The 21653-nt window shown below is 38.5% G+C and carries 21 protein-coding genes, 1 rRNA gene and 1 other RNA gene; 6 read left to right on the top strand and 17 right to left on the bottom strand.

The window, feature by feature from the left end; genetic code table 11:
- Positions 1-38 precede the first annotated feature (38 nt).
- The 8 genes from JEM45_RS08430 to JEM45_RS08395 all read right to left on the bottom strand — a co-directional run bounded on the left by JEM45_RS08430 (position 39) and on the right by JEM45_RS08395 (position 7462).
- A 16S ribosomal RNA gene (locus JEM45_RS08430) occupies positions 39-1588 on the bottom strand.
- Positions 1589-1950: 362 nt separating this feature from the next.
- Entirely contained in the window at positions 1951-2547 is a 597-nt protein-coding gene (recR, locus tag JEM45_RS08425) for a recombination mediator RecR (protein WP_026867057.1), read from the bottom strand.
- Positions 2548-2871: a YbaB/EbfC family nucleoid-associated protein gene (locus tag JEM45_RS08420; protein ID WP_026867056.1), complete on the bottom strand. Its 324-nt coding sequence runs from the start codon at positions 2869-2871 to the stop codon at positions 2548-2550. It lies immediately after the preceding gene.
- A 67-nt stretch (positions 2872-2938) separates the two neighbouring features.
- The gene (gene dnaX / locus JEM45_RS08415; protein WP_198687982.1) at positions 2939-4573 is read right to left on the bottom strand and encodes a DNA polymerase III subunit gamma/tau; all 1635 of its coding nucleotides are present in this window, start codon (positions 4571-4573) and stop codon (positions 2939-2941) included.
- Positions 4574-4688: 115 nt separating this feature from the next.
- An RNA gene (gene ffs / locus JEM45_RS08410) (signal recognition particle sRNA large type) lies at positions 4689-4955 on the bottom strand.
- Between the two features lie 48 nt (positions 4956-5003).
- Positions 5004-6065 (bottom strand): carboxypeptidase-like regulatory domain-containing protein, encoded by a 1062-nt coding sequence (locus JEM45_RS08405; RefSeq protein ID WP_198687274.1) that lies wholly within the window; start codon positions 6063-6065, stop codon positions 5004-5006.
- Entirely contained in the window at positions 6055-6858 is an 804-nt protein-coding gene (locus JEM45_RS08400) for an ABC transporter ATP-binding protein (protein WP_198687273.1), read from the bottom strand. Before JEM45_RS08400 ends, JEM45_RS08405 begins: the two co-directional genes overlap by 11 nt.
- Positions 6859-7000: 142 nt before the next feature.
- Entirely contained in the window at positions 7001-7462 is a 462-nt protein-coding gene (locus JEM45_RS08395; RefSeq protein WP_026867052.1) for a YehR family lipoprotein, read from the bottom strand.
- Between the two features lie 118 nt (positions 7463-7580).
- Between JEM45_RS08395 and JEM45_RS08390 the strand changes: the two genes are divergently transcribed.
- Complete coding sequence (locus tag JEM45_RS08390) at positions 7581-8027, top strand: DUF1801 domain-containing protein (RefSeq protein WP_198687272.1); 447 nt, start codon at positions 7581-7583, stop codon at positions 8025-8027.
- A 63-nt stretch (positions 8028-8090) separates the two neighbouring features.
- On the opposite strand, the gene JEM45_RS08385 is transcribed toward JEM45_RS08390, so the two are convergent.
- On the bottom strand, positions 8091-8636 hold the full coding sequence (locus JEM45_RS08385) for a GMC oxidoreductase (RefSeq protein ID WP_235678855.1): 546 nt from the start codon (positions 8634-8636) through the stop codon (positions 8091-8093).
- Between the two features lie 125 nt (positions 8637-8761).
- On the opposite strand from JEM45_RS08385, the gene JEM45_RS08380 reads away from it, so the two are divergent.
- The 3 genes from JEM45_RS08380 to JEM45_RS08370 all read left to right on the top strand — a co-directional run bounded on the left by JEM45_RS08380 (position 8762) and on the right by JEM45_RS08370 (position 11045).
- On the top strand, positions 8762-9193 hold the full coding sequence (locus JEM45_RS08380; protein WP_198687271.1) for a hypothetical protein: 432 nt from the start codon (positions 8762-8764) through the stop codon (positions 9191-9193).
- 77 nt (positions 9194-9270) lie between these two features.
- Entirely contained in the window at positions 9271-9675 is a 405-nt protein-coding gene (locus JEM45_RS08375; RefSeq protein ID WP_166626456.1) for a general stress protein, read from the top strand.
- 83 nt (positions 9676-9758) lie between these two features.
- A complete protein-coding gene (locus tag JEM45_RS08370) occupies positions 9759-11045 on the top strand; it encodes a D-serine ammonia-lyase (RefSeq protein ID WP_166626455.1) in 1287 nt (428 codons plus the stop codon).
- 174 nt (positions 11046-11219) lie between these two features.
- On the opposite strand, the gene JEM45_RS08365 is transcribed toward JEM45_RS08370, so the two are convergent.
- The 8 genes from JEM45_RS08365 to JEM45_RS08330 form a co-directional block, all read right to left on the bottom strand.
- A complete protein-coding gene (locus JEM45_RS08365; RefSeq protein WP_026867048.1) occupies positions 11220-12464 on the bottom strand; it encodes an MBL fold metallo-hydrolase in 1245 nt (414 codons plus the stop codon).
- 17 nt (positions 12465-12481) lie between these two features.
- Positions 12482-13837, bottom strand: a complete 1356-nt coding sequence (locus tag JEM45_RS08360) for an ABC transporter substrate-binding protein (RefSeq protein WP_198687270.1) — start codon at positions 13835-13837, stop codon at positions 12482-12484.
- 6 nt (positions 13838-13843) lie between these two features.
- On the bottom strand, positions 13844-14665 hold the full coding sequence (locus JEM45_RS08355) for a carbohydrate ABC transporter permease (protein WP_198687269.1): 822 nt from the start codon (positions 14663-14665) through the stop codon (positions 13844-13846).
- Positions 14666-14677: 12 nt separating this feature from the next.
- Positions 14678-15571, bottom strand: a complete 894-nt coding sequence (locus JEM45_RS08350; protein WP_198687268.1) for a carbohydrate ABC transporter permease — start codon at positions 15569-15571, stop codon at positions 14678-14680.
- Positions 15561-16616: an ABC transporter ATP-binding protein gene (locus JEM45_RS08345; RefSeq protein ID WP_035856455.1), complete on the bottom strand. Its 1056-nt coding sequence runs from the start codon at positions 16614-16616 to the stop codon at positions 15561-15563. The genes JEM45_RS08350 and JEM45_RS08345 overlap by 11 nt, the downstream gene beginning before the upstream one ends.
- A 303-nt stretch (positions 16617-16919) precedes the next feature.
- Entirely contained in the window at positions 16920-17711 is a 792-nt protein-coding gene (locus JEM45_RS08340; protein WP_198687267.1) for a VLRF1 family aeRF1-type release factor, read from the bottom strand.
- 96 nt (positions 17712-17807) lie between these two features.
- Positions 17808-18989: an MFS transporter gene (locus tag JEM45_RS08335; RefSeq protein ID WP_035856450.1), complete on the bottom strand. Its 1182-nt coding sequence runs from the start codon at positions 18987-18989 to the stop codon at positions 17808-17810.
- Between the two features lie 89 nt (positions 18990-19078).
- A complete protein-coding gene (locus JEM45_RS08330) occupies positions 19079-20491 on the bottom strand; it encodes an FAD/NAD(P)-binding protein (protein ID WP_198687266.1) in 1413 nt (470 codons plus the stop codon).
- A 107-nt stretch (positions 20492-20598) separates the two neighbouring features.
- On the opposite strand from JEM45_RS08330, the gene JEM45_RS08325 reads away from it, so the two are divergent.
- Together JEM45_RS08325 and JEM45_RS08320 are read left to right on the top strand one after the other, a co-directional pair.
- Positions 20599-21111 (top strand): pyridoxamine 5'-phosphate oxidase family protein, encoded by a 513-nt coding sequence (locus JEM45_RS08325; RefSeq protein WP_198687265.1) that lies wholly within the window; start codon positions 20599-20601, stop codon positions 21109-21111.
- 10 nt (positions 21112-21121) lie between these two features.
- Positions 21122-21637, top strand: coding sequence for a GNAT family N-acetyltransferase (locus JEM45_RS08320; protein ID WP_026867042.1), 516 nt, complete (start codon positions 21122-21124; stop codon positions 21635-21637).
- The last annotated feature ends 16 nt before the right edge of the window (positions 21638-21653 follow it).

Raw genomic sequence — 21653 nt, 5'->3', positions numbered from 1 at the left:
TATGTCTGCCGCTTAATTCCGCTCCGTTATATCCTTAGAAAGGAGGTGATCCAGCCGCACCTTCCGATACGGCTACCTTGTTACGACTTCACCCCAATTATCAATCCCACCTTTGACGGCTACCTCCATTAAGGTTAGTCCACCGGCTTCAGGTGTTATCGACTTTCGTGGTGTGACGGGCGGTGTGTACAAGACCCGGGAACGTATTCACCGTAGCATGCTGATCTACGATTACTAGCGATTCCAGCTTCATGGAGTCGAGTTGCAGACTCCAATCCGAACTGAGAACAGTTTTATGGGATTCGCTTGGCCTCGCGGCTTCGCTGCCCTTTGTAACCTGCCCATTGTAGCACGTGTGTAGCCCAAATCATAAGGGGCATGATGATTTGACGTCATCCCCACCTTCCTCCGGTTTGTCACCGGCAGTCAATCTAGAGTGCCCAACTGAATGATGGCAACTAAATTTAAGGGTTGCGCTCGTTGCGGGACTTAACCCAACATCTCACGACACGAGCTGACGACAACCATGCACCACCTGTCTCTCTGCCCAAAAGGGAAACCATATCTCTATGGCGATCAGAGGATGTCAAGATTTGGTAAGGTTCTTCGCGTTGCTTCGAATTAAACCACATGCTCCACCGCTTGTGCGGGTCCCCGTCAATTCCTTTGAGTTTCAACCTTGCGGTCGTACTCCCCAGGCGGAGTGCTTAATGCGTTAGCTGCAGCACTGAGGGGCGGAAACCCCCCAACACTTAGCACTCATCGTTTACGGCGTGGACTACCAGGGTATCTAATCCTGTTTGATCCCCACGCTTTCGCACCTCAGCGTCAGTTACAGACCAGAGAGCCGCCTTCGCCACTGGTGTTCCTCCATATCTCTGCGCATTTCACCGCTACACATGGAATTCCACTCTCCTCTTCTGCACTCAAGTAAAACAGTTTCCAATGACCCTCCCCGGTTGAGCCGGGGGCTTTCACATCAGACTTATTCTACCGCCTACGCGCGCTTTACGCCCAATAATTCCGGATAACGCTTGCCACCTACGTATTACCGCGGCTGCTGGCACGTAGTTAGCCGTGGCTTTCTGGTTAAGTACCGTCATCTCTAGGCCAGTTACTACCTAAAGTGTTCTTCCTTAACAACAGAGTTTTACGAGCCGAAACCCTTCTTCACTCACGCGGCGTTGCTCCGTCAGACTTGCGTCCATTGCGGAAGATTCCCTACTGCTGCCTCCCGTAGGAGTCTGGGCCGTGTCTCAGTCCCAGTGTGGCCGATCACCCTCTCAGGTCGGCTATGCATCGTTGCCTTGGTGAGCCACTACCTCACCAACTAGCTAATGCACCGCAGGCCCATCCTTTAGTGACAGATAAATCCGCCTTTCATTAAGATTACTTGTGTAATCCAACTTATCCGGTATTAGCTACCGTTTCCGGTAGTTATCCCAGTCTAAAGGGTAGGTTGCCCACGTGTTACTCACCCGTCCGCCGCTCGATTGTAAGGAGCAAGCTCCTTACGCTCGCGCTCGACTTGCATGTATTAGGCACGCCGCCAGCGTTCATCCTGAGCCAGGATCAAACTCTCCATGATTGGAAAGCTTTTACTAAGCTCACTCGATACTGCTGACAGTATCTACTTGCGTTTATATTGTTCGCCTCAATCTGTGCTCCTATCTTAATAGAAGACTTTTTATTCGGAATTAAACGTTGACATATTGTCATTCAGTTTTCAATGTTCTCGTTTGTAAAGTTTGTATGAATTTCTTGTTGACTGTTTTTAATTATAACACGTTGTCGACTCGAACGCAAGTATTAATTTTTGTTAACTCTTATGTTGTGTTTTGTTGTGTTCGTGTTTGTCGCTCAACAAGATATAACTATACAGGACACTAAGAATTAATGCAACCCTTTATTTAAAAATTTATTTAAAAAATTATAAGGGCATGCACGCCCTTATAATTCAGTCCTATATTCTATTGCCTTAGATAGGGTGACTTCGTCCGCATATTCTAGATCGCCACCAATAGGTAAGCCATGTGCCAGGCGAGTTGTCTTGATACCAATCGGTTTGATGAGCCGAGTTAAATACATGGCAGTCGACTCCCCTTCAATATTCGGGTTAGTTGCTAGTATGAGTTCATTTACTTCTTCATCTTTTAATCTTTCTAATAATGAAGGAATGTTAATATCCTCAGGTCCAATTCCGTCCATTGGGCTAATTGCACCATGGAGAACGTGGTACAGACCTTTATACTCACGCATTTTCTCCATAGCAATGACGTCCTTAGTATCCTGAACTACACAAATCGTCGAACGATCCCTATTCTTATCTTGGCAAATATAACACGGGTCTATATCTGTAATATGCCCACATACACTGCAAAAAGTTAACTCTCTTTTAACTTGCATGAGGCTTTTAGAAAAGTCTACTACGTCGTCTTCTTTCATATTAAGTACATAAAATGCCAGGCGCTGAGCTGTTTTCGGCCCAATACCTGGCAATTTCATGAAGCTGTCAATGAGCTTAGATATCGGTTCTGGGTAATGCATTTACATCATCCCTGGAATATTTAAGCCTTTTGTGTGCTTACCAAGACGTTCACTTGTTAGTTCATCAGCTTTGTTCATTGCTTCATTAGTTGCCGCGACAATGAGATCTTGTAACATATCGATATCATCTGGGTCTACAACATCTTCTTTGATTACAACGTCAATGACTTCTTTATGTCCAGAAACAACAACGGTCACCATACCGCCACCTGCAGTACCTTCAACTTGTTCTTCTTTCAGCTTCGCTTGTTCTTCTTCCATTTTCTTTTGCATTTTCTGCATCTGCTTCATCATGCCTTGCATGTTATTCATACCACCGCGCATGTTTTCATCCTCCGATACATTTTTATTTCTTCCATATTATATATGATTATGACTTTTTTACAAAGTATCAATCATTCACCTCAACGATATCTCCAAACATTTTCTTTGCGATATCTGAGGATTTCTCTTCAGTAGACTGGTTTTGCTGAATGTCACTTCTGTGTTGATCAATATAATTTTGTCTGACTTGCTTCCAACTCGAATCTGGGACCCCAACAACTTGTACTTTCTTACCTATAATTTCCAGTATTAACTTTTCAAGCTCTTCTTTTTTGCTGGCATTCTGATTGATAAGTTCACAGTGCACATCATTATCAAACTTGATTAAGACATGCGTATCGCTTGCAGCAACCGGTACAGAATCTTTGATTAGAGCTCGTAAAGATTGAAGACCTTTATCTTCAATGTATTTATAGACCCCTGGCCAACCATCTTTAAGTTTAACTAAATCCTCTTTATTCGCATTTTTCAATACACGTTCTATCTTCTCAATTGAGAACCCTTGCTTACTTCTTGCAACAGTTTTCTTCGGTTTTTCTTTCACTTCAATGCCTTGTTCTATCTTCTCTTGTAGAGCATTAATTTGAGCCTTAAGTTCTACAATCTCATTAGACGAAGCTTCATTGATGTTCGCAGAAGGATGTACTGATTCAAGTACACGAATCAGTTTAACAATGACAATTTCCAAGTGCACACTCGTATTTACTGAAAATCTCATGCTGACCATTGCATCATTTAACACATCAACCATCTTGTACAAAATTTCATTTTCTGTATGAACAAAGGCTGTACCCTCAGTAATCTTATTAGAGTGCTTCATCAATATAACATCTCTTATAAAGAATACAAGCTCATGGACTAGACGTGTCGGGTCCTTACCTTCATCTATAAATTGCTGATATTTATGAAATGCCGCTTCTGTGTTTTTATCCTCTATTGTTTTTAACCAGTCATTTAATTCATCTTGTTCAATACCGCCTGTAATCATTACCGCGTCTTCCATAGTCACTTCATCACTTGAAAAGGCAATGACCTGATCCATAATTGACAATGCGTCACGCATTCCGCCTTCTGCAATTCTCGCAATATAGCGTAGTGCATTTGGATCGTACTTAGTACCTTCTTGGTCCGCAACAAATTCAAGTCGCTCAGTTATTTCATTAAGATCAAGTGATTTAAAATCAAATCTCTGTGTTCTAGAAATAATCGTCGCGGGAATCTTATGGGGTTCTGTAGTTGCTAAGATAAATATAGCATGTGCTGGTGGTTCCTCTAGAGTTTTTAACAGCGCATTAAAAGCACCTGTCGTTAACATATGAACCTCATCTATAATGTAGACTTTGAACTTCGTTTCCGCTGGTGCATACTTCACCTTATCACGAATATTACGAATTTCATCTACACCATTATTACTTGCAGCATCAATTTCAATCACATCGTTCGCACTACCGTCAGTAATAGATTGGCAAATTTCACATTCATTACACGGTTCACCATCCTGTTCGTTCGGACAGTTTAAAGCTTTAGCAAAGACCTTAGCGATACTTGTCTTACCAGTACCTCTTGGTCCACTAAATAAATAGGCATGTGATTCCTTACCGCGTTGAATGGCATTTTGTAAGGTTTTAGTTACGTGACGCTGGCCAACAACATCACTAAATTTCTGAGGCCGAAAAGCTCTATATAACGCCTGATATTCCATCAAAAGGCACCTCATCTTTTCATTATTTCTAGCTGTAATTATAACATATGGTGTGCTTTAGACCCTTATATTTAGGCATAAAAAAAGACTTCATTCTTATGAAGTCAAAAAAGTACCGTGCACCGCTTTGTCGTGTCTGATGAACAAGCGTTACTCGTAAGTTCAACTCAATCACGGCAACCCTACGGCACATAGAATTGGCCACTTAATGCTGCTTCCTTCCGGACCTGACATGGTTCATGACGTTCTATTGCATAGGACCGCAATATCAACATTGAAGCTTACGAGGCAGTCCTCACACTCCAAACCCTCAAAAGCGGGATTCAGCCTTGCTAGAGCGGATTGCAAGTACAGGGCACCGCTACCTCCCCGCTTAGCACGGTAAGTTATATAATATCAAATTACTTTTCTTCATGCAAGAAATATTTGCTTATCTAACAAAACGTCGGTAGACGATAACTCCAATTGTTGACAGTAGTAGTAAGACGCCGACTGAAATTAAAGTAATTTCCAACCCGGATATACTGTCCGAAATTGATTCTTCAGACTTTTCATCTGTTTCTGTTTCTTCTACAGGTACTTCATCCGCTTCAGACGTTTCTTTTTCTTCTTCGGTGTCTTCTTCAACAGGTTCTTCACTTTCAATTTCTTGAACCTCAATAGAATAACCTAGCTTATCTCTATTGCCGACCTCAACATCAATAGGTTCTGTTGTGGTTTGGTAAGAATCGTTTTCTTTCATATTTAATGTATATGTACCTGGAGCCACATCTTCAAAAAGAAATTCTCCATTGGCATCAGATTGAGATTCAACAGAATCTTCTCCATCCGTTAATACGAGCGTAATACCTTCCACACTCGCTTCACTGTCATCAATAACAGAGCCACTAACTGTATAACCTTCTCCCTCAAGCGCTTGAATCGAAATACCTTCTTCATTCTTAGGTTCTTCAGCTACCTCTTCTTCCACAACTGGTTCTGTCTCTTCCACTACAGGCTCTTCATATGTTTGAACAGACTCTTGATATTCCGTTTCATTGGCTTGATCACTATAACCGTCATCTTGAGTCTCTCTTTGATTGCCTTCTACCCATACACCATTGGAATCATAATAACCTTCTGTATTATCGCCCTCTATCCACACACCGTTGGCATCGTAATAACCCTCTGAGTTATTACCATCATTCCAATTATTATCATTATAGTTGTTCGTGTTACTTTGACCACCTTCTACCCAGTTACCATTCGTATCATAATATCCTTCAGACGTCGAACCATCATCCCACGTTTCATTATTAGCATTCGGGTCTTGATAACTATCATTTGTCACACCATTTTGACCTTCATTATATGTATCTGTTTGATTATTATTTTGCCAAGGATCTTGATATTCGTTGTTATATTGATTATTATCTCCTTCAACTGCCTGAACATTTAAAGGACTAAATACAATTAAAAATGCGATAAAGATTAAGATGTATTTATTTTTCATCCTTAGCCTCCGTCTCTTTAATGATTAAACTCGGTCTGTCATTATAAAATCTAACAGCCACCGGTGTCTTATACACTTCACTTAAATTATAATCTGTTAACACTTCTTTTTTTGGTCCTGCCTTTAAAACTTCCCCATCTTTAATAAGTAAAACATGGGTAATTGGTTGAATTAATTCTTCTATATGATGCGTCACATAGAGTAAATGTCGGTCTTCATCACTTATTCTTTTTACAATGTTTAAGACATCTTCTCTCGCTCTCGCATCAAGTCCACTACATGGTTCATCTAAGATCAACAGCTCAGGCCCTCCCATTAGCGCACGTCCAATCAATATCCTTCTTCTCTCACCTTGTGAGAAAGTATCATATGTACGGTCGCGCAAATGACTAAGATTCAACATATGGAGTATTGAATCCGCAAGATCGATTGTTTCAGGATCTAGATCTTCGTAAATACCAAATGAAGCAAATTTACCACTGATGACAATGTTAATTGCTGTCTCTCTATTCAATGTTTGATGAAATTTATCGAGACTGGAGCTGACATAACCAATCTTCTTTCGCATCTCAGGTAAGCTTGCCTTACCAAATTCAGTCCCAATAACCGTAGCTTTGCCACTTGTAGGATAATTATAACCGAGCACAATATCTAAAATAGATGTCTTACCCGAACCATTTAAACCAAGAATTGCCCACTGTTCACCACTATTAACTGTCCAAGAAACATCTTTCAAAATTTCCTTTTTGCCGCGGCGCCACGTAATATTTTTTAATGAAATAATCTCTCCCACGGTTGTCACTCCTAAAACTTCACTTTTAACTCCATTATAACTGTAATACCACCAGTTCAACATAGCTAGAAGATAAAAAAGGATGAGTAGTCTCAAATTCAAGATTTCTCATCCAAAGCTTATATATTATCATTTTGTATTTCTATTCTTCTGAATCTTCACCGACTTCTGTATAACCTTGAGATTCTAACATTTCAGCAGACCTTTCCATGCTGACACCTTCTTCTGGATCACCTTCAAGATCAATACCTGTCACATTTTGTGCTTCATCATAATCTAGTTCTTCATAATTCACTGTTAACTGTTCTACAGCCTCGTCATCACCAAATTCAATACTGTAGTCAACACCTTGTAGACCTTCATATTCTTCAGAGACAGGTCCTAGAATTTCTTCCGCTTCTTCTTTAGTGATACCTAGTTCTTCATAGTTAACGATATTCTCAGCATCTTGACTGATTACTTCATCCCCATTGTAAGTATAGACTAAGGTACTGTCGATACCGCCTTCATTCATTTCAAATGTCCGCGTCTCTTCACTGCTTCCACAAGCCGTCAGTACAAGCATTACAGCAATAAATAAAAATAATGCCCAAGCCTTCTTCATATACATACCCCCATTTGTTTATATTCTATAAATTACCCTAATAACTTACAATAAACATTTTTTTATGTACTGCCTTTATATATTTTTATAGTAAAATTGAATAAAAGGAGGTTAAAGTATGACTTTTGATGAGTATGTAGCATCCATAGATGATAAATGGAAAGATGCATTTCTAAAGACATGGGAAACATTTGAAACACACTTACCACCAGGTTTTGAAGTTAATACTTCTCATGGCATGCCTGGCTTTGACGTGCCATTATCTACCTTCCCTGAAGGCTATCATGTTGACAACTCCCCCTTACCATTCATCGGTATAGCAGCTCAAAAAAGACACCTTGCTGTTTACCATATGGGGATGTACAGAGAGCCTGAAGTGCTTGATTGGTTTACTGAAGAATATCCAAAACACATGACAACAAAGTTAAATATGGGTAAAAGTTGTATACGATTCTCTAACCCTAAAAAAATTCCTTATGAACTACTAGCAGAATTAGCAGAGAAATTTACTGTTGAGGAGTGGATAGAACTCTATAAGTCAAGACCCACAGGACCAGATGCATAAATTAAAACACCTCTATGCCAGAGTATGAACTCGAAGCCTAGAGGTGTCTTTATTACTAAATTCTTAATTCGCAGTCGCTGTCGTAGCATCTTCAACTAATATTCTGTTGTCGTCAAGGTAAGAATCAATTCCTTCTGCTGCACGGTAAGCAAAGGCACCAACTGTACCAGTAGGATTATAGCCACCGTTATGCGGGAAAAGTGACCCACCAATAACGAAGACATTTTCTTCTTCCCACATTTGACAGTAGTTATTTACTACGCTGTTTGAAGAATCCGCACCAACAATGACTCCACCAACAATGTGGTCATTATGAGGCGGGTAAATGTCAAAGTGTTCAGGGAGCTCTGAACGTACAACTTCTGTCGCACCCATTTCTTCCATAATTTCAGCTATGCGCTCACCAATGAAATCATAAGCCGCTCTATCATGATCTGTAATATCATAGGTCACACGTAACAACGGACGACCATAATCATCTTTATATGTTGGGTCCAGTGAGAGATAGTTATTTTTATGTGGAAGTGTAATCATTTGAGCATGTGATGTTAATGACTGTGTAAATGATTTGATTGATTCTCTCTTAAATTCAGCTCCCCAATTTTTCACGCCTGGTGGTACTGTATTTTGTTCAATCGGTCTCTTACCTGTTTGTTTTAAGGCAATACTCGCACCGTGAATAAAGTCTAAAGTTGACTTTTATTATTAAACTTATTTTATTTAGGAGGCAGATTATGAATATTCCTTTTAGACAATTTTTCCATTATTTATTCAGTCACAACCCTGTTGTAGACATCAAATATCAAGAAGAACGTTTCAGTGGCGATATCAAAGTGACGAAGTTTTTAGCTGACGACGCAGTGCGTGAACTTGATAGTCAAGACAAAGAAAGATACGACCGCTTCAGAGAGGACATCACTGCCACTGTTAGGGATCAAATGAGATACTTTAACTTATACCGTTTGGTAACTATTTTCTCCTTACTGTTTGCAGTAATAGGATTAGGATTAATACTTTATTTCAATTCTGGTAATCCTTGGATTATTATAGGTGCGTGCTACTATGCATTCTTCGCCTACTTGTTAGTCGAAGCCTATATTCAAGCAAATAAAAATTACTTTGAAGATCAGCTGTATAAAACTTTCAAACAAGAATATATCAGATAATTAAACGATTAATATTGTTTTAACTCATCTCTCCAGGGTAGATATCTAGTAAATGTTAATCCTCAGGAGGGATGAAAATGTCTAGAGTTGAAACTTTCGTCAACGAGAAAGATTTATTGAATCGAATTCACGAATTGAAAAATGAGTTGAACGTCGACAGAAGAAAATTAACAGTGTATTCAAATGATTCTTTTGAAAGCTTGGAATTAAATGAGGATGTGCAATCGAAGACGATTGATGGTAATGCTAGTGATAAATTAATCACTTATTTCTCTGCAGGTGAGCCTGAAGACAGACGTATCGAAAACATGAAATTAAACCACGAACAAGAAGAAGCTTACAGATTTGCTTTAGAACATCACCAATCCGTGTTGTTTATCGATAGTCCAGATTTTGAAGGTGCGCATAAGACTGAGTTAAAAGATATGAACTATGATGCTGGTACAGTTGTTATCGATATGAACAAGCTTGATGACAAATAGTAAGAAAGGTTCCCCAGCAAGGAACCTTTTTTATTTTGCCTAAATTTAATACACTAAGTGAAAAGGGTTAAGGAGTTGATTTTGTGATTGCAGATAAATCTAAAAAAGAATGGATACGCGAATATCCTAAAATACAAGATTTGATCGATTATAAGGAGACCATCTGGTTAAATGACAATATTAAATCAATGGATACTGTGACAGATGATTTAGCACTTACAGAAGATGATATTCTAGATGCTGAGGCTCGTTTAAAACGTTTTGCACCCTATATTGCACACGTATTTCCAGAAACTACAGACCAAGCTGGTATTATTGACTCTGCTTTAACAGAACTCACTCATATGCCTAAAGCCTTAGAGTCTTTGTTTAATCAAAAAGTTGATGGTCCACTATATTTAAAACAGGACAATCTCCTTCCTATTTCTGGTTCTGTAAAAGCGCGTGGTGGTATTTATGAAGTTTTATGGTTTGCTGAAAAAATCGCTTTGAATGCGGGATTAATCAGCACTGAAGATAATTATATAAAATTTGATAGTGATGACTTTAAAACATTATTTTCACACCACGAGCTAGTCTGTGGTTCGACTGGAAATCTTGGTTTAAGTATCGGAATAATAGGTGCTAAATTAGGATTTAAAGTAACAATCCACATGTCCCTAGACGCACGTCAATGGAAGAAGGATCTTCTTAGAGAAAAAGGCGTAAACGTGGTTGAACATGAAGATGACTATTCCAAAGCAGTCTTACAAGGCAGACAGGATAGTTTAAATGATCCAAATAGCTATTTCATTGATGACGAAAACTCAAAGACCCTATTTTTAGGTTACGCTGTTGCAGCCATTCGTCTAAAAGCTCAACTTCAAGATCAAAATATTAAGGTCGATAAAAACCAGCCCTTGAATGTCTACCTCCCATGTGGTGTTGGTGGCGGCCCAGGCGGCATAGCATTTGGCTTAAAAACTGTTTTCAGAGATTCTGTAAATTGTTACTTTGTCGAACCCACACACTCACCTTGCATGTTACTCGGTATGATGACAGATTATCATGATCGATTATCAATCCAAGACTTCGGTTTGGATAATTTAACTGCTGCTGACGGCCTTGCAGTTGGGCGACCATCAGGCTTTGTCGGTGACTTGTTAAAAAACCTTATTTCAGGAATCAGCACTGTGAGTGATACACATCTGTTTGAAATGTTAACTGCAATCTACGATACTGAATCCATAAAACTAGAACCATCCGCACTAGCGGGTATCTACGGCGCGATTCAAATGGATAAGAGCGGCACACATATTGCCTGGAGTACAGGTGGAGATATGGTTCCCGATGATGTTTGGCAGGATTATTATGAAATGAGTAAGAATTAAGCGGGTTGTTGAATGTTGGATGGGCACGAGGATTTCTCATCACTGCTCTAGTTGAGTTGGATGGAGATGAGTATTCCATGTCACCACCCGAATATCCTTAACCTAGAATGCAAATACCAGCTCACCCCACAAAAAGGAACGGCAAAAATATGCCGCCTTCTTCCTTTCAGCTCATTATTCAGCTGCTTCATCGCTCAAAATTTCCTCTAATTTATATGCTTTAGCCGCTTTTGGTAAAAAGGTCCTGACACCATTTTCGTTCAAAGCTGCTGCTTGTGCCTGAGGTTCAAAAGTATGCCAAGGCACCGTCACATCGGGATCTATATCCTTTACAATATCGATAATGTCTTTTCTAGATGCATGACCTGAGACACTATAATCTACAAAATCAAAACCGACTTCTTCTAAGGTTTTCATCAATACTTCGTATCGTGGATCATAGTCACCCAGTGGTTCTCCGTTCATATGAACATAGACACCTGCTTCTAGTTCACTAATTTTATCGATATCATCAAAATGAGTCTGCACGACTTGATGATTGTAATCACTTAATTTTTTCCATGTACAAACTGCTTCTGTTGTATAGTGTCTTAATAAATCAGAAAATCGTTTATCCCAATATATTGGACGACCTATTCTATGTCCTAAACGATTCAATTCTACCAATCGTTCGACGTTTCTCGGATAGGGATTAATCACTATCGTTCGATTTTCATCGAGTAAGAGTTGTGTAAAGTCATCTATTAAATCTTTCTCACTTCTATAATCTTTATCATCCTCATCCGGAAAACTAAACGACGTACCTTCTATCATGAGTAGATCTACAGATTTAACATGACTAGTTAAATCCTTAATATTTCCCGGGTGATATCCATGTTTTCTAACATCACCACTGTGCAGAATTTTTTTACCATCTACTTCGATTAAGATACTGGATGTACCTACAATATCATGGTCATTAGGGACAAAAGTCACTGTGTAATGTCCGATTTTCACAGGTCTGTTATAGCCAACAGCATGTAGCTCTGCTTTTACTTCTACTTCGAGATCACTCGATAGTAAAGCATCGTATAAGGCTTTCGTTTCTTCTGACATATATACTGCCGTATTTTCTGGCAAGTATTTTAAGCCTGCATTATGGTCTAGATGAAGATGACTGATAAACACTGCTTGGTTTTCATATGGACGATTGGACACACCTGCTAAATCAGATTTAAAACCCTCAGTGTTAAATAGATGTGGAATTGCCGGTAACTTACCCGCTTCAATTAATGCTTCTGTCACAGATAAGTTACCTCCGTCTTCATACATTTCATTCGGCATGCCAAAATCCATAATTAGACGATCCTTACCATTGTCTAATGAAAATATATTGGAGCCTATGGACTGTAGTCCATTCCAAAATATAATACGTTCCATTTTTACGCTCCTAATACCTAATTGTTTTCTTCAATAATTGTCGTCACTTCTTCTTGTAATCCTTGCATTGTTTCTGTTACATCAGCACCATCAATTAGAATTGCATCTTGTGCTTCTAACATCGCATTACGGTACTCACCTGAACCTGCAAACATTGGTGATGCAATCGCATATTCTGTTTCCGCTGCTGCAGCTTCTGCATTCGGGTTTTCTTCTAAATAAGTCTGATATGACTCATGTTCAATTCCAGCTTCTGTAACTGGCACATACCCCGACGCAATTGCCCATTCTGCAGTGTTTTCAGGCTGTAGTAAGAAGTTCATAAATGCCGCTGCACCTTGTTGTTCTTCTTCAGATGCTGAGGCAAAGACTGTAAGATCGTTACCTGCTAATAATGTCAGTGGTTCTCCTTCGTTGTACACTGGTAATTCAGCAGTTGACCAGTTAATACCACTTTCCTCCGCACCAGGTTCAACATGTGATAATCCTGCAGATGAACCAAGGTAAACTGCGATGTCACCACGGCTAAATGGACCTGACATATATCCATCTTCCCCAGCAGTTCTTGCCCATCCTGCGTCAATTCCATCTACTATATACTGCATCGGTTCTGTCGCATTTTCTTCACCGATATCGACTGTTGAAAGGTCATCTGAAATCCAGTCAGCCCCATTTTGTCTCGCCATTGTTTCAAGTTCCATTTCAACACCTGCTTCAAGACCTAAAGCAAAACGCTCATCTCCAGCTTCTTGCATCTCTTCACCTAATGCTTGTACATCTTCAAATGTTGTTGGTAATTCTGCGTCATACTCTTCTAAAATATCTTCATTTACATACATGATTCTTACTGATTTAGAAAAAGGTAAAGCCATCGTTTGATCTTCATATGAAACACCTTCTAAAAATCCTGGAATAATGCTGTCATAAGTCTCTTGATCAAAATTTTCTCCTGACAATAAGTCATCTAATGGGATGATTAAATCATTTGATGACCAGTCAGGAATATTCGAAGCAGTCGCCTGTGAAATTGTCGGTAGATCATCAGATACCCCTGAAGCCATAATACTTTGGTTTAGAGTTTCATAGTCACCTTGATTTTGTTCAACCACTTCATACTCATCTTGTGATTCATTAAATTTGTTTGTTAGTTCCGTGATCGCTTCTTGGTGTGGACCATTCATTGCATGCCAAAAAGTAATTTGTGTCGTGTCACCTGAAGTTTCTTCTGCCGATTCTTCAGAAGTTTTACTACTTTCTGTTGATGTTTCATCTCCTGAAGCTTCTTCTGTCGTACCCTCTTCTCCTCCACCACAAGCTGCAAGTACAAAAATCATCATTGTTAACATTAATCCCATCAATAATTTCTTGTTCATGGTAAATTATCCTTTCGTTCCGGTATTTGCAATACCTTTAATAATATATTTTTGGAAAATCATGTAGAACACTATCATTGGTACAATCACAAATGTCGATGCTGCCATAAGTAGTTCAAAACGCGTACCAGCCTCTGTCGTGAAGGCTTGAAGTCCAACAGGTAAAGTTCTCATCTCAGTGTCATTCGTTACAAGTAACGGCCATAAGAAAGCATTCCATGAGCCAATTACTTTTAAAACAACCATCGTAATAATAGACGAACGACTTAAGGGCACAAGCACTTGCCATAGAAATCTAAAGTCCGAACAGCCATCTATCTTCGCTGCGTAATAGAGGTTATCTGATATCGACTCAAACCTCTGTTTAACGATAAACACTGATAGCACACTGGCTAACCACGGCACAATCAGTGCCATGTATGTATTTATCCAGTCTAAGTTGGCTAAGGTTACAAAGTTCGGAATGATCAATAATTCTCCAGGTACCATCATCGTCGCAAGCAGTAAGGCAAATAGTACATCTTTTCCGTAAAAATTTAATCGCGTAAAGGCAAAGGCTGCAAGAATTGCCGTTAAGACCTCTCCTAAAGTACTCAGTGCTGTAACAATCACACTATTGACGAGGTACCGTACAAAAGGTGCGACTTGAAAAGCTTCAACGTAATTACTAAACACCATCGATACTGGCCACCAGATGGGTGGCATTGCAGTTGCTTCTCCAGCTGTTTTTAACGATGTTGCAATCATCCAGTAAAAAGGAATTATCATTGTTAATGCACCGATGCCAAGTAATACATAGATGATTATTTTCTTTGAAACACTCGCCATGAAATTCCTCCTCTATCTGTAATGTACAAATCGCTTGTTCATCCAAAGTTGGATGAGTGTAATAACGAAAATAATTAGAAACAATACAATTCCTGATGCTGATGCAACACCGTAGTCAAATTCTGTATAGAATTTTTTGTATAAGTAATACACAACGGTAATTGTTGAGTTCGACGGTCCAGGTTGACCATTAAATAAGGCATATATTTCATCGAACACCTTAAAATTATTAATTATTGAAAGAATTGAAACTAAAAATATTGTTGGTCCAAGTAACGGCACAGTCACATTGGTAAATCTTTGCCATGCATTCGCTCCGTCAATTCTCGCAGCATCATAATAGGTTTTACTGATGTTGTTTAAGCCAACTAAGAACAACAAAATATTAAATCCTAAACTCTTCCATATCGCCATAATAATTGCCGCAGGCATAGCCCAATCCGGGTTTGTTAACCAGTTGATACTGTCAATTCCAAATATGCCCAACAAGTAGTTAATTAATCCGTAATTTGAATGGTAGAGCCATCGCCAAACGATGGAAATAGCTACTGTGCTCGTGACAAATGGGAGAAAGTAAATAGATTGAAATAATGGTTTTAAGAAATTGACATTATTTAACAATATTGATATCGCTAAGGCAATCACAATAGAAAGTGGTGTGACAAAGAGTACATAAACAAAAGTGTTCATCAAGGATTCAGCAAATTCTTGATCACTAAACAATGTTTCAAAACTCGTTAAACCATAACCGCTTGTCTCACCTGTAAAGATGTTGTAGTCGTTGTAAAATGCCATCGCAAAAGATTTTATTATCGGGTAAATGTTAAAGACACCAATGATGATAAACAAAGGTAATATGTACCAGAATGCTTGAAAAGTCGTTTTCCAAGTTTTTCTATTCTGCATCTTTAATCACCACTCGATTTCCATATCCATCAAAGAAATGCATAGCATCAAAGTTCGTTGTGAAAGAAACTTTATCACCTTCAGTGAAGTTGATATCAACATCTGTAATGTCGACAATTTGTTCATTATCTAGCTTCAATCGAACTGTACGTTCCTTACCTACGATTTCTATGCGGTCTACCACACCCGTTATAAGACCTGACTCACCATCAACTTGGGTAAATGATTCTGGTCGTATACCGATGAGCTTAACGTCTTTACTCTGTAATCTGTCTCGAAGACTTGAGTCAAAACCTGCTTTTAAATCATCAAAGTCAAAGGTACTAATCTCCGGACTTCCAAGAAACTGAGCGACAAAAATATTATCCGGTCGGTCATAGAGCGCTTGCGGTCCACTATGTTGTTGTATTAACCCTTCATTCAACACCATCACTTTGTCTGAAATACTTAAGGCTTCTTCTTGATCGTGAGTAACAAAAACCGTTGTCACACCCGTCTCCTTTTGAATTCTTCGTATTTCTTCACGCATGCCCTTCCTCAATTTTGCATCGAGATTAGATAATGGTTCATCCATCAACAAAATTGACGGTTCCTTACTGAGGGCTCTCGCAATGGCGACGCGCTGTTGCTGTCCGCCTGACAATTGTCCAGGCTTCTTGTTCAAGTGCTCTGAAATTTGTACAAGTTCTGCTAGTTCTAAGGCTCTTTCCTTACGTTTCTTTTTGTTTACTCCAGCCATTTTTAAAGGAAACATAATATTATCGATAACGGATAGATGGGGGTATAAGGCATAATTTTGAAAGACCATACCCACTTTTCGTGCATTCGCATCTTTTTTCGTAACATCTGTATCACCGAAGAATATTTTTCCGTCCGTTGGCATGAGTAACCCTGATATAAGCATGAGAGTTGTGGACTTACCACACCCAGACGGACCTAGAATTGAAACCAAGGAATGATCTTGAATGTCAAAACTCATGTCGTCTAATATCGTCCTATCATTGCCATCATATTTCATTGATACATTTTCAAATCTTACTTTCATGTAAATCCTCCTTGATCCGTCTGTCTCTCTTACCAGGCGTCTTCAAGTTTAGCAATTCACCTTTAAATCCTTGTTAATTTATAGAAAAGTTATTGTTTCTTTTATCATTTTGAGCTAATCTAAAGTGCTACACTAATATAGATTTAGCTATAAGTAGTGAACAGAATGCCTCAAACATTAGCTTTCTCTGAATAAAGATTTACGATAAACAACCTTGAACCCCACACTTTGTGTTAAAAATTTGTAAAAATTCATAAAAAAAAAGCACTTAACTAGGCTCACATAGTTAAGTGCTTTTAAATTTTAGACTAAGGTATCAAATACTTCTGCAACAATCTCATGATCTTGCTTAGATCCCAGATTTTTTGTAATTACACCAAGGACTTTTGTGCCATTTAAATGCGTTTCTACTTCTTGTACACTCTCTTGACTACCCACTAAGTAGACACCTTCAAGCTTACGCTTTTTGACATCCCTATCAATTTCTGCTGCGAGATTCTTATACCAGCGATGTTGGTTTTCTTCAAACCGTCGTTGGAACTCGTCTCTTCCACCGCCGCGTGTCTGTTGATGGACGACTTCATCATAATCCAACCAACTTTCACTTTCAACGTCCCATGAGAACTTTTTGGTATCTCTAATAATACCTAGTGATGTTTCGATAAAGGTCACATCAGCCTGTTGGACAGACACGATTGCCGTTTCTGGGAAGCGTTGTTCTAATTCTTCAATCTGCTGAGTTTCTGCAGTCTTACCCCAATGGAAAGATGTTGTTACTGGAACTTGTAAAACTCTTGCACGGTAGAGTTCACCATCTGACGAAGCAACGAGAATAAACCCTTTACGCATCTCTCTTTGATGCATGGCCACTTCCTTCTCTACCTTTTCTTGTAACTTCTTCAAAGCTTTTAACTCATCATCAGCGTTTCTGTCCTTCACTTCTTCTTTTAGGGTCTTAAAGCCATTTTTTAAATGAATTTTCCACTCACCATTATTACCGTTACCTGCGCTTGAGTCTGTATTCAAATGAATCGTAAGTATTCCTGTCTCGTCGCGTTTTTCTCTGATTTCTTCAATGATTTTGGCTAATGACATAGATGTATTCCTCCTCATATTAAAACAGATAATTCCAATACAGTACCCTGGTCACGTAAAAATAAACCAGGGTAGCATTTTTTATCTTTTTTAATTTTACTGAGAAATATATTTGTCCTTACGCCCATGTAAGAATAAGTATATCGGAATAATAGCTAAAACAAATATCGATAGAATAAAGTACAAGCCACTGTACCCAAAGGCTGCTACAATACTACCTAAAATAAATGGTCCAAAACCGAGACCGAAGTCTAAGGCAATAAAGTAAGTTGTATTGGCTAGACCCACACGTTCTGGCGGGGTCACCTTGATGGCGAGTGCTTGTGTGATGGACTGAGCATTCCCATATCCAAAACCAATAAATATTGCTGCCAGTAGGAATATTAATGTGTTTGATGCTGTTCCAATAATGAATAAACCGATGGCGAATGAGATTAGTGCTGGGTACATAATGATGTTGGCACCTTTACGGTCAAGTAGAGGTCCAGTAATCGGTCTAGATAAGAGGACCGTAATACCATATACCGTAAAGTATAAGCTACCAGCTTGAACTAAATTGATGCTATCTGCATAGGCTGTCACATAGGATAAAATCCCAGAACAAGCGAAAGCTAAGAAGAACATCACTATAGATATTGGTGCCGCTCGCTTCTCAAAGAAATCACCTAGACTTATGCCTTTACTCACAGGTTTCGACAACTTCATTTGCGGTGCACGAACTGTTAAACCAAGTCCGAGTGCAACGACTGCCATAATTGAAGAAAATACAAAAATACTAGTAAAGCCGTAAACATTGATAAGTGACACACCGATTAATGGACCCACTGCTGTTGCGAGAACGACCGACATACTAAAGTAGCCGATACCTTCACCATTTCGACTAGGTGGAATGACTTGGGCAATAATTGTACCTGTAGCTGTCATCGCAAAGCCCATAGCAATACCATGGAAAATACGTACACCAATCAATGGGTAAATACCCATCGGTATAAAGTAAGTTAACGCCGCTACTAAGACAAATATAGATGAAATGACAAGCATTCGCTTACTACCAACGCCAGCAATTGAACGCCCACCAAATAATCGACCGATCAGAGATCCAATAATAAACGAACTGGACACAAGTCCTGCTAATCCTATCGAAGCACCGTATTCATCAATTGCATACATTGTCATAGTTACCAACAATAGATATTGAGACATCATCAATGCAAAGTTAACGATCGAGGTATTGATGAAGTCTTTGGTCCATAATTTTTCTTTAAATACTTCTGACAAAACAATTGCACTTCCTTAAAATTTAATTGACTCTACTATTCTCCGCCTAATTAATCTACTTGTCTACCACTTTGACCAAAACTTCCTTATTAATTACGTGTGAGAAAATGATTTACTAGATGGTAGGTCTCAGTTGATAACATCGTCACCCCTTTAATTAAATAATCTGAACCGACAGTTAAGGCACCAATTGTATAAAAATTGTGCATCGTTCCATACCTCGGACTGATGACCCTATGGTATTTATCGATCAATAGTCCTCCAAATTCATCCGGTTCAACAAGCATCCTATTGTAGAGATTTTTAATCAATAAGGTGTTATCTTTTCTAATATCAGACACGGGTCCTGTTGCATTGATGAGTACATCGAATGGTTTTTGGTTTTTATCTTCAAATCCAACTAAAAACTCATCATTAACTTCTACCGATTCCATATCATCTAAAAATTCGAGACGTCCTTTATCAATCCATTCAAGTATTTGTTTGGCACCATGCGGTGGCATTGGCGAATGATTGCTTTGAATAAGTTCGTGATATTCTTCCATAAACCGAGTTTTGTCTTTTCTTGATAAATATTTATACAGTACTTTAAATGTATCTTCTAGACTAGTAATAAGATATTGTATCTTTCCGACTTCATCTGGATGTTCTAAATCAAACTTTAAATCAATCTCTGGCCGGTCAGTTTTTCTAGTTAATAATTCTTCTTGTATACCGTGCGCCCTAAGTTCTTTTCTAAATAAATCTACAATACGATCTAATGGGATTAGATCTTGATTTTTGTCGGACATCGCATGCTCAATAGAGAAGTATTCCCCACTGAGATCATAATAAGTGCCTCTAACAGAAGGTAATTCTCCACTTCTCGACAAAACAGTCACCTTAGAATGTCCATTTTTTAATAAATATCTAAAACAATCTATCGCAGACAAACCGCTTCCTATAATTCCAATTCGCCCTTTAACATTTTTCAAAACATCTTCAATTGGATACGGATTATATATGAAGTTCTTTTCACCTTTTAGCTCATAAGGATCACTATATGACATCTCACCATTTGTTAAGAAGATTGCATCATATTTCGAGACAGCACCATCTGTATAAACAGTATAAATATTTTCGTCATTCTCAAATGATATATCTTCAACAAAGCTTTCGACTGTATTTATATTTTGATGACGATGTACAAAATTCATCAGAGTAGAATGTATGTATTCTCCATATAAGCTTCTACTTGTGTAACTTTCAGCTTCATATTTATTACTTTCCAACCACTTAATATAGTCTCCTTGATCTGAAGTGAGTGACATCAGCTCCGCTGGGAGATTCACAATTAAGTTTTCATCATCATGCTGATAGGCATAACCACGTCCCATTGTCTTTTTACCATCATATAAATCAATTTCATAATTCTCGTTAAAACGTTCATCACTTACAAAAAATTTTACTAGAGACGTCCCAGCAACGCCTGTTCCAATAATAGCTATTCTTTTCTTAGCCACATCATCACTACCTTCTTAAGAAATGATTCTCTTTATCTAAAATATACCTATATGTGATAAAATCCAACCATAATATAAATAGGAGTGTCACCATGAATATTAATGAAATGCTTAGCCAATCACCAGTGATGTCTGGACCTTTCCCTAGTTTCGATGATCGTACTTTTAGTTCACCTTTATCTCATTTTCAAGAATGGTTTAAATGCGCTGTTGCAAAAGAAGTGCTGGAGCCAAGAAGTATGGTGCTGGCTACTTACGATCAAACTCACCTTGTAGATTCTAGAGTCCTGGTTATAAAAGCAATGGATGATGAAGGATTCTTTATTGAAAGTGGTAAGGGAAGAACAAAGGTCGAACAACTTAAAGAAAATAGTCATGTAGCAATGAATTTTTACTGGCGAGAACAAGGTAGACAAATTCGCTTGCAAGGTAAAGCTGTAGAAGTAAGATCAGAAGATTTTAAACATGTCAGAGACTATCTCGATGCTAAGACACGAGACTTGGCAGTTTATAAAGTCATACCTGATAGAATGGAATTCTACCAAGCTCTCGAACAGGGCGGTTATGAGAGAATGCTGTATACTAAAGAGAATAATAAGTGGCTAACAAGCTGGCTATAGGAGTATTTATATGACAATACATATTAGAAAATGCAATTTAAATGATTTAGATCATCTTCTCGCGATTAGTTATCAAACATTCCATGAGACATTCATGGCACAAAATTCTGCAGAAAACATGAAGGCTTATTCTGATGAGGCATATACAAAGGAAAACTTTGCAGCTGAATTAAAAAATCCACATTCTCAATTTTTCTATATATTCTATGATGATGAATGCGCTGGTTTCTTGAAATTAAATATTTTAACAGCTCAGTCTGAACCGATGGGTGATGATGCACTCGAAGTCGAAAGAATATATATACTGAATAAATATCAGGGACTTGGGCTGGGTAAAGCATTGTTAAATTTAGCGCATGAAGAAGCTAAACGACTAGATAAGAAGTCGATTTGGTTAGGTGTTTGGGAATTTAACAATAAGGCAATTTCCTTTTATAAAAAGAAAGGTTTTAAAAAAGTGGGTTCACATTCATTTTTTATGGGTGATGATGAACAGACGGATTATATATTCCGAAAAGAATTATGATTGTAATGAGGTGGAT

The organism is Jeotgalicoccus sp. ATCC 8456, assembly GCF_016313225.1.
GTDB classification, from domain to species: Bacteria; Bacillota; Bacilli; order Staphylococcales; family Salinicoccaceae; genus Jeotgalicoccus; species Jeotgalicoccus marinus.
The sequence above is the reverse complement of the archived record's forward strand: the minus strand, read 5'-3'. Positions and strand labels throughout refer to the sequence as shown.

Coding starts and splice junctions, on each gene's coding strand:
- JEM45_RS08390 (WP_198687272.1), top strand. CDS start 7,581: ATGACTTTTGATGAGTATGTAGCATCCATAGATGATAAATGGAAAGAT.
- JEM45_RS08380 (WP_198687271.1), top strand. CDS start 8,762: ATGAATATTCCTTTTAGACAATTTTTCCATTATTTATTCAGTCACAAC.
- JEM45_RS08375 (WP_166626456.1), top strand. CDS start 9,271: ATGTCTAGAGTTGAAACTTTCGTCAACGAGAAAGATTTATTGAATCGA.
- JEM45_RS08360 (WP_198687270.1), bottom strand. CDS start 13,837: ATGAACAAGAAATTATTGATGGGATTAATGTTAACAATGATGATTTTT.
- JEM45_RS08325 (WP_198687265.1), top strand. CDS start 20,599: ATGCTTAGCCAATCACCAGTGATGTCTGGACCTTTCCCTAGTTTCGAT.
- dnaX (WP_198687982.1), bottom strand. CDS start 4,573: ATGGAATATCAGGCGTTATATAGAGCTTTTCGGCCTCAGAAATTTAGT.
- JEM45_RS08340 (WP_198687267.1), bottom strand. CDS start 17,711: ATGTCATTAGCCAAAATCATTGAAGAAATCAGAGAAAAACGCGACGAG.
- JEM45_RS08320 (WP_026867042.1), top strand. CDS start 21,122: ATGACAATACATATTAGAAAATGCAATTTAAATGATTTAGATCATCTT.
- JEM45_RS08395 (WP_026867052.1), bottom strand. CDS start 7,462: ATGAAGAAGGCTTGGGCATTATTTTTATTTATTGCTGTAATGCTTGTA.
- JEM45_RS08350 (WP_198687268.1), bottom strand. CDS start 15,571: ATGCAGAATAGAAAAACTTGGAAAACGACTTTTCAAGCATTCTGGTAC.
- JEM45_RS08355 (WP_198687269.1), bottom strand. CDS start 14,665: ATGGCGAGTGTTTCAAAGAAAATAATCATCTATGTATTACTTGGCATC.
- JEM45_RS08345 (WP_035856455.1), bottom strand. CDS start 16,616: ATGAAAGTAAGATTTGAAAATGTATCAATGAAATATGATGGCAATGAT.
- recR (WP_026867057.1), bottom strand. CDS start 2,547: ATGCATTACCCAGAACCGATATCTAAGCTCATTGACAGCTTCATGAAA.
- JEM45_RS08365 (WP_026867048.1), bottom strand. CDS start 12,464: ATGGAACGTATTATATTTTGGAATGGACTACAGTCCATAGGCTCCAAT.
- JEM45_RS08405 (WP_198687274.1), bottom strand. CDS start 6,065: ATGAAAAATAAATACATCTTAATCTTTATCGCATTTTTAATTGTATTT.
- JEM45_RS08420 (WP_026867056.1), bottom strand. CDS start 2,871: ATGCGCGGTGGTATGAATAACATGCAAGGCATGATGAAGCAGATGCAG.